At 62.8% G+C, this 11163-nt stretch carries 8 protein-coding genes, 1 tRNA gene and 2 rRNA genes; 7 read left to right on the top strand and 4 right to left on the bottom strand.

The window, feature by feature from the left end:
• Positions 1–179: 179 nt before the first annotated feature.
• Together rrf (IEY43_RS13530) and rrf (IEY43_RS13525) are read left to right on the top strand one after the other, a co-directional pair.
• Positions 180–296, top strand: a 5S ribosomal RNA gene (gene rrf, locus IEY43_RS13530).
• A 651-nt stretch (positions 297–947) separates the two neighbouring features.
• Positions 948–1064, top strand: a 5S ribosomal RNA gene (rrf, locus tag IEY43_RS13525).
• A gap of 159 nt (positions 1065–1223) precedes the next feature.
• Here the strand turns inward: rrf (IEY43_RS13525) and IEY43_RS13520 are convergent.
• From IEY43_RS13520 to IEY43_RS13510, 3 genes are all read right to left on the bottom strand, one after another.
• Entirely contained in the window at positions 1224–2285 is a 1062-nt protein-coding gene (locus IEY43_RS13520; RefSeq protein WP_188949096.1) for an ABC transporter ATP-binding protein, read from the bottom strand.
• A 66-nt stretch (positions 2286–2351) separates the two neighbouring features.
• Positions 2352–3131 carry a trehalose-phosphatase gene (otsB, locus tag IEY43_RS13515; RefSeq protein ID WP_188949095.1) on the bottom strand — a complete coding sequence of 260 codons (780 nt, stop codon included), beginning with the start codon at positions 3129–3131 and terminating at the stop codon, positions 2352–2354.
• A 49-nt stretch (positions 3132–3180) separates the two neighbouring features.
• Positions 3181–4653 carry an alpha,alpha-trehalose-phosphate synthase (UDP-forming) gene (locus tag IEY43_RS13510; protein WP_229777407.1) on the bottom strand — a complete coding sequence of 491 codons (1473 nt, stop codon included), beginning with the start codon at positions 4651–4653 and terminating at the stop codon, positions 3181–3183.
• 395 nt (positions 4654–5048) lie between these two features.
• On the opposite strand from IEY43_RS13510, the gene IEY43_RS13505 reads away from it, so the two are divergent.
• The 5 genes from IEY43_RS13505 (at position 5049) to IEY43_RS13485 (ending at position 10028) form a co-directional block, all read left to right on the top strand.
• On the top strand, positions 5049–5918 hold the full coding sequence (locus IEY43_RS13505; protein WP_188949094.1) for a thioredoxin domain-containing protein: 870 nt from the start codon (positions 5049–5051) through the stop codon (positions 5916–5918).
• Between the two features lie 171 nt (positions 5919–6089).
• A tRNA-Thr gene (locus IEY43_RS13500) sits at positions 6090–6163 on the top strand.
• A gap of 232 nt (positions 6164–6395) precedes the next feature.
• Positions 6396–7346 carry a DUF808 domain-containing protein gene (locus IEY43_RS13495; protein ID WP_188949093.1) on the top strand — a complete coding sequence of 317 codons (951 nt, stop codon included), beginning with the start codon at positions 6396–6398 and terminating at the stop codon, positions 7344–7346.
• 103 nt (positions 7347–7449) lie between these two features.
• Positions 7450–9099, top strand: coding sequence for an HsdM family class I SAM-dependent methyltransferase (locus tag IEY43_RS13490; RefSeq protein ID WP_229777406.1), 1650 nt, complete (start codon positions 7450–7452; stop codon positions 9097–9099).
• Positions 9100–9101: 2 nt separating this feature from the next.
• The gene (locus tag IEY43_RS13485; protein WP_188949091.1) at positions 9102–10028 is read left to right on the top strand and encodes a hypothetical protein; all 927 of its coding nucleotides are present in this window, start codon (positions 9102–9104) and stop codon (positions 10026–10028) included.
• Here the strand turns inward: IEY43_RS13485 and IEY43_RS13480 are convergent.
• Positions 10025–10783, bottom strand: coding sequence for a GNAT family N-acetyltransferase (locus IEY43_RS13480; RefSeq protein WP_188949090.1), 759 nt, complete (start codon positions 10781–10783; stop codon positions 10025–10027). The two genes, IEY43_RS13485 and IEY43_RS13480, sit on opposite strands and share 4 nt — an antisense overlap.
• Between the last annotated feature and the right edge of the window lie 380 nt (positions 10784–11163).

The raw sequence follows: 11163 nt of genomic DNA, 5'->3' as shown, positions 1-11163 counted from the left end.
GCTGACCTGTACTAATAGGCCGATGACTTACAACACACTATAAGATTGTGTGTCGACAAAATTCATTTTTTGCTGTTCGCGTTCACTATGCGGTTACGAGACAACAACCTCGAAACCAAAAGATTTTTTTGCAGGACGTTAGTGCCGGATCACCTGTGGTTTGTGTGCTTCGTGATTGTTACGGCGGTCATAGCGTGGGGGAAACGCCCGGTCCCATACCGAACCCGGAAGCTAAGGCCCATTGCGCCGATGGTACTGCACTCGTGAGGGTGTGGGAGAGTAGGTCACCGCCGGACTTAACTTGAAGATGTGTGGCCCTGGACTTGGTCCGGGGCCGCACGTGGTTAACGGGGAGGCCCTGGCACAGTGTGTCGGGGCCTTCCCTGTTTAAAAGGCTGCCTGGTGGCGGCGGCGTGCTTTCTCGGCAGGATTGCCTGCTGGCCGGCATCGTGGCCGGGCGTGAGGGTGCGGGGGAGCTGCCCCGGCGGCGTTTCGCTGTTGGCTGCCGCAGGGGACAACGAGGGCAAAAACAGGGTTATGGTCTCGCAATTCCAATTGCTGCATTCGTTCTCACCCGCAACGCGATGAACCGTTCTCGGTGCCATTTGTGGAAGACGAGCACCCTGATTCATTCTTCAATGCCCCCATACCCTGGCATGGTCGATCCAGGCGAGGCGCGAAGCCGCCTGTACCCGTTCAGATTGTGCTCAGACCCAATCCGGAACTAGGAAGGTGGCCTGGGCTAGCCGACGCAGTGTAAGGGCCTGAGGCAGGCATCTGAAGCTTGCTGGGAATTCTTGGCCATGAAAGTTTGTATGGCGAAGGCCACACGGCCGAGGGAGTCCCCTGATTGGCGTGGAGGCCGTTGATCCTGCTATAGTTATGGAGTTGTCGCAATCGCGGATGACACCGTAGTTTTCCCACAGCCAAGCTGTGCGGGTTAGAGTTACGGCGATCATAGCGTGGGGGAAACGCCCGGTCCCATACCGAACCCGGAAGCTAAGACCCACTGCGCCGATGGTACTGCACTCGGGAGGGTGTGGGAGAGTAGGTCATCGCCGGGCACAATGTGCCGAAGGCCCCGAGTTATCTCGGGGCCTTCGATGTTTAACAAAGCGTAGACGGCCTTGATGGGGCTTCAAGAGCCAGAGATGTCGCCAAAGACCAAGGGCTCGGATCCGTGCGGATCCGAGCCCTTGGTCGTACATCAATGTTTCTTTGGACTAGCCAAGTCGCAGACCTGTTGCTGTATCAAACAGGTGAACGTGCTGCAGCTTCGGAGCAATGTTCAGCCGCTGGCCGCGGGCCGGCGGGGTGCGGCCATCGACGCGGACAACGATGGTCTGCGGCTTGCCTGCCAGTTCGGCAGTGGCGTAGACATAGGCATCGGCGCCAAGCTCTTCGACAACGTCGATGGTGATCTCCAGACCCTCGCCTTCGCCAACGAACTCGATGTCCTCAGGACGGATGCCCAGCGTCGTGCCGCCAACGGCGCCTGAAGCGCTCAAGACGATGTTGCCGAGCTCTATCTGGCCATTGGTTGCTTCCAGCTGCACAAGGTTCATGGCTGGCGATCCGATGAAGCCCGCGACGAAGACGTTGCGCGGACGGTCGTACAGTTCGCGAGGGGTGCCGACCTGCTGCAATTCGCCATCCTTGAGCACTGCGACGCGGTCGCCCATGGTCAGCGCCTCGACCTGGTCGTGGGTCACGTACACGGTGGTGACGCCCAGACGACGGGTCAATGATGCGATCTGGGTGCGGGTCTGGACACGCAGCTTTGCATCGAGGTTCGACAGCGGCTCATCCATGAGGAAGACCTGGGGCGAGCGCACAATGGCACGGCCCATGGCCACACGCTGGCGCTGGCCGCCAGACAGAGCCTTCGGCTTGCGGTCCAAGTACTGCTCAAGGTCGAGAAGCTGCGCGGCTTCCTTCACGCGTCGGGCACGTTCGACCTTGTCGACGCCGGCGATCTTCAGGGCGAAACCCATATTCTCGGCGACAGTCATGTGCGGGTACAGTGCGTAGTTCTGGAAGACCATGGCGATGTCGCGGTCCTTGGGCGGAACGTTGGTCACGTCCTTGTCGCCGATGAGGATACGGCCGGAGTTTACTTCCTCCAGGCCTGCAAGCATGCGCAGGGTGGTTGATTTGCCGCAACCCGAGGGGCCGACCAAAACCAGGAATTCGCCATCGGCGATTTCCAGGTCGATTCCGTCGACGGATGGCACAAGAGCGCCCGGGTAAATACGGGTGGCCTTTTCAAAGGTCACAGTTGCCATAACGACAATCCTTTCACGGGCAGGTACGTGCCCGACGATCCGAAGTGAAAGTGAATTGGGACACTGCTAGTCTCGCATGGAAATCAGACTTTTCAAAAGGTCCGGAACCTCGAACGGCGAATTGATACGCTGCGTCGCCGCGGTGGGTCCGCTGCCAACCTTGACCCCAAGGTCGTTTTCGGTCAACACCTTGAACCCGTTTTCGTCGGTGACATCATCGCCGACGAAGAGCACCGACTGGACATTCAAGGTGCGGCGCAGCCAGGCCAGCGCTTCGCCCTTGTGGACGTTAAGCACCGAGGCCTCAAGCACTGCCTTGCCCGACATCAACTTGACGCCTTTCAGCTCCTGCAAGGACTCCAGCGCTTCGGACATGGCCGTCTGCGCCGATTCCGGGCTGGCTTGGCGAACATGCAGGACAGTAGCCGAGGGCTTGAATTCCAGATTCACGTTCTCGTGCCTGTCGGCGATGGCCTGCAGACGGTCGGTCAGTATGCCGAGCAGCTGCGTCTGCTCTAGGCTGAGCGAGGCATCCGACCACCCGCCAGCGAACTGTTCGGGAACCAGCCGTTCAGCGCCGTGGGAACCGATACGGATGGCCGGCAGCGGCTCCGGATAGACCTCCGAAAGGGACTGCAGGTTGCGCCCAGAAATTACTGCGGTGAAAACGCCTGCCAGCTGTCCCAGCTGCTCCACCAATTCGGCGGATTCGGGCAACGGCCTGGCATCCTGCGGCCGGTCGACCAGCGGGGAGAGCGTTCCATCGAAATCGAGTGCAACCAGCACCCGGGGATGGCCGGCGAAATCCTGCAGCGCAGCGGACAATTGCTGTGAAAGAGGTGACACGTTCTGGGGGCATCCTTCGGGGGCGGTGGTTTCGCAAGTCTGCGGCGAGCTAGGCGCGGGCAACATTCTCCTTGGCCGGGGCGGACTTCGAGTTGATTTCCGCCAGCTCTGACAGGAACCGATCCGACCAGCCGGCCACGTCGAATTCCTTCAGATGGTGGTTCATGCGCTTCATGCGCTTTGCCTGTTCGGTTTCATCCATATTGACCGCTTCCATGATCTTGACCTTCATCCCGTCGATGTCATGGGGATTGACCAGTACGGATTGGGTCAGCTGGTCGGCGGCGCCGGTGAACTCGGAGAGCACCAGCACGCCTCGGCCGTCCTGATGGGCCGCCACGTATTCCTTGGCGACCAGATTCATGCCATCGCGCAAAGCCGTGACCAGCAGCACGTCGGCCGCCAGGTACAGGGAGATCATCTCGCGCAGGGGATAGGAATGGTGCAGGTAACGCAGCGTGGTGTGGCTGAGGGTGTCGTGCTGGCCGGTGATTTGCCCGACCATGAGTTCAACTTGGTCGCGTAGTTCGATGTACGTTCCGACATTTTCACGGCTTGGACTGGCCACCTGGATCAGGCACACTTCACCAGCCTGGAGCTGTTCGTCGGCCAGCAGCTCGCCGTAGGCCTTGAGCCGGTGCCGGATGCCCTTGGTGTAGTCCAGACGGTCCACGCCGAGCATGATGGTCTTCGGGTTGCCCAGTTCATGGCGGATCTGGGCGGCTCGGGCAATGATCTGCGGGTCCCGGGACAGCCTCTGGATCTGTTCGTAGTCGATGGAGATCGGGTGGGCATCTGCACGGCAGATATTCTGCAGGTCGTTCTCCAGGGAAGGGGTCGCCTCTCGGCCCTTGGTCTGGTAATCCGTGAATCGGCGCAGACAGCGCAGGAAATTGGAGGCATCGGTTTCACGTTGGAAGCCCACGAGGTCGGCGCCGGCAAGCCCCTGGAGGATCTGCTTGCGCCAAGGCAGCTGCGAGAACAGGCTCGCTGCAGGGAAAGGGATGTGCAGGAAGAAGCCGATCTTCAGGTCGGGTCTTGCCAGTCGCAGCAGACGCGGCACCAGCTGGAGCTGGTAATCATGTACCCACACCGTGGCATTGGGTGCCGCGATACGCAGAACTGCATCCGCGAAGCGCTGGTTGATCTTCTTGTAGCGGTCCCACCAGGTGCGGTGATACGACGGCGGGACGATGACGTCATGGTAGAGCGGCCAGAGAGTGGAGTTCGAGAAACCCTCGTAGTAAAGCTCCAGGTCGTCTTCGCTCAACGGCACCGGCACTAGGTGGATACCGTCCTTGTCGAAGCTGTCCAATTCTTCGTCGACTCCGCCGTGCCAGCCGACCCAAGCGCCCTCGGAAGCAGCCATGACCGGTTCCAGCGCGGTAACCAAACCGCCGGGCGAACGCCGGAATCCTTGGGTGCCGTCCGGATTAGTGACTCTGTCAACGGGCAGTCGGTTGGCGACCACCACAAAATCGGATGCGGTGCTGGCGCGATCCCCCTGCGTCGAGCTACTCACGATAAACCTCCTGGCCTAATCCTCAACCTGCAAACCAGTGGTTTTCGAAACCCGGGTCCTGAGCAAGTCTCTACCCTGCAAGTTTATTGCTGTATGCCCTGAGCCTAATGAAATATCGGGTGCAACGGAATTATCCCCAGCATTTACATCAATAGTGACGTAAACAACGTGGCGGGGGTGGTCATGCAGCGTAACTCCGGCAGAGCCAGTATTTCGGCCTGACCAAGCCGGACTCATCCCGCTGCTAAAAGGCGCGCTTTGCCAACTGTTTGTGGAGCATATGTGCTGCCTGTGAACGTGTGTGATTATCCACGAACGAGGCAAATCGAGCGCCGACATTGGCTAAGCTTGACTGCAGATGACAGTTTTCCGCTGAGCAAGGAACCATTGAATTTATGTCTACGAATAATCCGCGGCCTTCGAAGGCTGAGCGCACGGCAAGTGCCCGCGAGAAGGCTTCGCAGATGCGCGCCGCACAGGAGTCGGCTGCCAAGCGCAAGTCGCTGTTCGTCAAGCTTGGCGTGCTCGGTGCAGTGATCCTCGTGATCGCCCTGGTCGTCACCCTGATCGTGCAGAACAACAATGCCAAGGTTGCAGATTCCGGAGCTGTTCCTGCCGGCGGCAACGCCGCCGGCGGCATCGTGGTCACCTCGCCGACTACGCTGGGAGAGCGGACCGTCGAGAACATCGACGTGACGGCCCTTGAAGTTCCTGCACAGCTGCCCGCCACCCCAGAACCCCGCGATCTGACCGTGGGCAAGAAGGGCGAGCCGGTCAACATCACCATGTACGCCGACGTGAACTGCGTGCACTGCGCGGACTTTGAAGCCACCTATGGGCCCCAGCTCAATGAGTGGCTGGCGGCAGGGGATGTCAGCATCGAGTACCGTACCGTGGGCTACCTGGACGGCGGCTCGCCGACCAACTTCTCCTCACGCGGGGCCAACGCGCTGGCCTGTGTCGCCAACGACAACCCGGCAGCCTACATGCCGTTCGTGACCGCGATCTGGGGCCACTACGAGCAGGGCGAAATGAAGAACGCCCAGCTGTCCGAGATGGCGATTGCCGCCGGCGCCAGCAAGAAGGTCACCGAATGCATCGACGAGGGCACTTTCCGCCCGTTCGTCCAGTACACGACCGACGTGGCCAAATATGACGGCGTGAGCGGAACCCCGACCCTGGTGGTCCAGGGCAAGGTCCTGGATCTGGCCAAGGACGATTTCCCGACCGTGGTGAACGCTGCCATCGAGGCGAACAAGAAGTAAATCCGCCCGGGTAAGCGGAGAGCAGGTGCGGATCGGGTAGAATTCCATATTGATCTCGCACCACGACCGGAGGGGAGAAAGCCAGCGACGGCTTTCCCCCTTCCGGCATTTAAAGCGGTGACGCGCTCAATTCGCACAGTGGCCGGGTTCTCCGATATTCTTATGCGGTACGCCCCCTTAGCTCAGCTGGCCAGAGCGTCTGTCTTGTAAACTGAAGGTCACCGGTTCGAATCCGGTAGGGGGCTCGAATAAATCCTCGGAGCGCTGCATAAGTGCAGAATTCCGGGGATTTTTTGCTGACTGCGGCTTTCCTGGGCACCCTGCGCCGGACCGAACACGGCAAACGTGCCTAACCACTCGCTGGAAGTTGGATGAAATCGTCCGTGGACCGGGCCCCGCTCGCTAAAATTGGGGCAACGGTATTTTCCGGCGCGCGGAACTGCGCGACCGGACACCACAATTTCAAGGAGACCAATCATGGCCGGTGGCCTAGTAGCCCTGCTGGATGACGTTGCCGCGCTGGTCAAGGTCACGGCCGCGTCGCTGGACGACATTGCCCTGGGTGCGGCCAAGGCCAGCACCAAGGCCATGGGTGTGGTGATTGACGATGCCGCGGTCACCCCGCAGTACGTCGCCGGAATTTCTCCCAAGCGCGAGCTGCCGATCATCTGGAAGATCGCGGTCGGCTCGATCCGCAACAAGCTGTTGTTCATCCTGCCGGCCATCTTGCTGCTGTCCGCATTCCTGCCTTGGACGCTCACCCCGATCCTCATGGTCGGCGGCGCCTACCTGGTGTTCGAGGGCGCGGAAAAGATCCTCGAAGCCATAGGGCTGATCGGCCACCACGGCGTCGCCGAAGAAGGCAAGGCCCGCGACGAGAAGGTCATCATCGGCTCGGCAACGCGCACCGACTTCGTTCTCTCGGCCGAGATCATGGTGATCTCGCTCAATGAGGTGGCCCATGAGCCGTTCCTGACCCGGGCACTGATCCTGGTGGCCGTGGCGGTGCTGATGACCGTGCTGGTGTACGGCGCGGTGGGCCTGATCGTCAAGATGGACGATATCGGCCTGGTGCTGGCGCAGAAGCAGCGCCAGTTCTCGCAGAAACTCGGCCGAGGCCTGGTCAAGGGCATGCCAATCGTGATGTCGGTACTGGGCAAGGTCGGCGTTATCGCGATGCTCTGGGTCGGCGGGCACCTGTTGCTGACCGGCACGGACGAACTGGGGTGGCACGCACCCTACGGCTTCGTGCACCACGTCGAGGTGCTGGTCCACGACGCCACCGGTGCCGCCGGAGGCGTGCTGGGCTGGCTCGTGAATACCGCCTTCTCCTGCCTGGCCGGGTTGATCATCGGCTCGGTGCTGACGGCTGTCATCCTCGGGATCAAGAAGCTGCTGGGCAAGAACAAGCCGGTTGCCGCGCACTAGGAACGGCCCCCGCACGGTTGCGTAGAATAAGTGGATCGCCCCTGGAGGCCAAGCTCCCCGGCCCGGCCATTCTGTCCGGATGCCATGGAAAGATCGATGTGTGTTGAGTAGAGAAACGACCAAGCAGGACCCTGCAGGGCGCCACGCCCGCGGTGCGTACTTCACCCCGGAACCCGTAGCACGCTTCATGGCCCAGTGGGCGTTGGGCGAGCACGGGCACCGGGTGCTTGAGCCTTCCTGCGGCGAGGCGCAGTTCCTCGCCGCCGCGCACGACATCGTGGACGACGGCCGGGGCTCGGTGGAGCTGTTCGGCATCGAGCTGCACGAGCCTTCGGTGCAGGCGGCCCGTGCGGTGCTCGACCGGCAGGGCGCCGCCGCGCAGATCATCCACGCGAATTTCTTCCACGTCGCCGGGACCCATGACATGGACGCGGTCATCGGCAACCCGCCCTACGTGCGCTACCAGCTGCACCGCGGCGAGGACCGGCGGCTCTCCCGCGCCGCCGCCCGCGAGGCCGGCGTCGAACTCAACGAGCTGGCCAGCATCTGGGCCGCCTTCGTCGTGCACGCCACCAGCTTCCTGGCTCCGGGCGCACGCATGGCCCTGGTGCTGCCGGCCGAGCTGATGTTCGTGAACTATGCGGCACCGGTGCGCCGGATGCTGCTCGAACGCTTCGAGCGGGTGCACCTGGCGGTCTTCGAAGAACGCCTGTTCGCCGACGCGCAGGAGGAAGTGGTGCTGCTGCTGGCCGAAGGCTACGGCCAGGGCTCCAGCACCGCGCTGCGCCTGCACCAGTTCCGCAACGCCGCGGACCTCGACCGGCTGGGCGACGGCATCGAGCACACCCCGGCCAGCACCTCGGAACGCTGGACCGGATCGCTGGTCGGCCTCGAGGCGCAGGGCGTGTTGGACCAGGCGCTGGCCTCAGGCCGTTTCGCGCCGCTGCAGAGCTGGGGCGAGACCTCGCTGGGCGCGGTGACCGGCAACAACAAATGGTTCACGCTGTCCCCGGCCCAGGTGAGCGAGCTCGGCCTGGCCCCCGAGGACCTGGTGCGCATCTCGCCCCCGGGGTCCCGGCACCTGCGCGGCCTGGAGCTGGATACCGAGCAGTGGGAGCGGCTCGGTGACCACGGCAGCGCCACCTACCTCTTCCGGCCCGCCGCGCAGCCCTCTGCTGCCGGGCACCGGATGGTGCACGCCGGCCAGGTTCTCGCGGTGGACAGCGCCTACAAGTGCAGGGTGCGCAGCCCCTGGTGGCGGGTGCCGCTGCTGTCAGTGCCGGATTTGTTCATGACCTACATGAACGCCGACACCCCGCGGCTGACCGCCAACGAGGCCGCGGTGCACCACATCAACTCCATCCACGGCGTCTACCTGGGCGCCGACGTGCGCGAACTCGGGCGCGAGCTGCTGCCGCTGGCTTCGCTGAATACGCTGAGCATGCTCGGAGCGGAAATGGTGGGACGCTCCTACGGCGGCGGAATCCTCAAGCTCGAGCCGCGGGAAGCGGACCGGTTGCCGGTGCCCGCAGCGCCCGCCGTCGCAGCCCATGCCCCGGCGCTGCGCGCTGTCAAGGACCAGGTGCGCGAGCACCTGGCCCACGGCCGCAAGGCCGAAGCCACCGCGCTGGTCGACGGGATTGTCCTGGAACAGCTGCTGGGCCTGAACCCCGGGGCGATCGCCGCGGTGCACCAGGCCCGCGCCGACATGTTGGATCGCCGGAAGGCACGAAGTAAGACGGTGAAAAACTAGACGTGGCAAACCCTGCGATTGAAAAGACCCTCGCTTTTGCGGAGTTCGACACCACGCTGATGTCCGCCGCCAAGGACTCGCCCTGGATCCGCAACGGCGCGGTGACCGAGGACTTCAATCCCTCCTACGACGTGCTCGAACGCCTGCTGAGCATCCCTGTGCGCTCCAAAGCAGCCACCCGCTCCGGGCGCTTCGCCCAGGGCGTGGACACCTGGCTGGCCCACGAACTGCGCCGCGCAGGATTCGACGCCGACCTGGTCTGGCCGCGCACCGAGGCGCCGCGCGTGCTCTCCAAAGACATCCTGGAGCTGCTGCGCCGGCTGCCCGAACGCCTCTCCGAGGAAGTGCACGAGGCCATCATGGCGGGCAAGGCGGGAAGCACCGATGCGCGGATCCTTGGCCGGGCCTACATGAAGCAGACCGACGTGGTGATGACCCACTGGTCCACCGGGCCGGAACTGCTGCTGAGCACCAAGGCGATGACCTCGTCCTTCGGCAAGAACCTGTCCAACCGCTACGAGGAAGCCTACGGGGACGCCGCGAACCTGCGCGCCCGCTATCCGCTGGCCGCCGTCGGGTTCTTCTTCGTCCAGCGCGCCACGATCCTGGACAGCGAACCTGCGGCATTCCGGCGCACGGTGGACATGATCCGCAAGCTGCGCGATTTCGGCGACGGCTTCGGCTATAGCGCCACCGGGCTGCTGCTCGTGGACTGGGATGACGAGGCAGAGAACCCGCAGGTCAAGTGCGTGCACTCGCCGGTACCTTCGGATATCGCCGCGCCGCAGTTCCTCAACGCGATGGTGGACGAAGTCCTGAAGGTCACCCCGATCGACCTGCATGAGGCCGCCCGCGCTCGCCGAGCCGGAGAAGTGGTCCCGCTGCCCGGCCACGAAGCGGTGGACGAACAGCAGGACGCGCTCTTCTAGTACGCCGGATCGATGCTGGTGGTTCCCAGCCAGTCGTTCTCCGGCGCCTCCACGCCCAGCCCCGGGAACTGCGGGTCGGCATCTTCGGCTTCCGGGCCGATGTGCAGCGTGGGCACCAGCGAGGGAAGCTGTCTCAGCTCAGCGCCTAGTTCCATGGCCAGTGACGGCGCCGGCTGGGCCTGCACCGCCTGTTCCAGCGCGGACTGCAGCGATACCGGTGCGGGGGAGTCTGCGGCCGGCAGCTCAACCAGGGCGATATCCGGTGCGGCGGGCACGGACTGGGGCAGTCCGGCTGCCCAGTCGCGTGCGGCGTCGGTGGCCCGGTAGATGAACTTGGTCTGCCCGTCCTGCTCGAAGGTGCGCTCGCGCTCCCACAGCTCGGATCGTTCGTAGTACGCCCACGAGGCGGGGTTCGCCGAATCGATGATGGTGATCGGCGTGCCTCCGGCCTGCAGAGCGAATTCGAGGCGCAGCGCAGCGACATGCTGGCGGATGCCCATGCGACGGTAGTCCGGGCGCACCGCCATGGATCCGAGCTCGAGCGCGTCCATGGCGCTGGTCGGGGCGATGATCGAATCGTGCACCACCCCGGCGGCGACCAGGAGCGCGCCGTCGCGGACGGTCACGATTGCGCGGGCGCGGTCCATTTTCTGGTGCCAGCGGTCATCGACCAGGGTGTACAGGCCAGCCAATTCAGCACGTTGGGCCTCATTTGGAGACAGGCGTGACAAGGCAAAAGTCAGGTTTTCAAACACTGGGGTACGGTCCTAAAAAAGCTAAGAACGAACGAAAAAGTGGCTTTGCTTCCCGGAGAAAAATCCGTTCGGCGGTTTCGTTGGCCTTGAGGGGACCGTTGCCGGCGGCTTCCGGCAGCTTCCTTGTAGGGCCCAGTTTGAGCTCGATGAGCTAGAAAAATTATGCGGTCTGAAAGTGCACTTTGACAAGTTGAAACGACGGCTCTGAAGTGAACTCTAAATAAACGAATTGCCACCGTTTTTCAGGGCTTGTCACCGGTCGTTTTGAAGATTTTTTGGTTCCCGGACCGCATGGTGTTCCAGGCTGCCGAAGCGGCCCGGGACGGGGCCGTTTCGGCACGATTTGGAACGGAGGTCGGAATACGGCTAGGATTATCTAG

The sequence above is a fragment of the Glutamicibacter protophormiae genome (assembly GCF_014647495.1).
Lineage (GTDB): Bacteria > Actinomycetota > Actinomycetes > Actinomycetales > Micrococcaceae > Glutamicibacter > Glutamicibacter protophormiae.
This window is presented reverse-complemented; position numbering and strand designations above follow the sequence as displayed.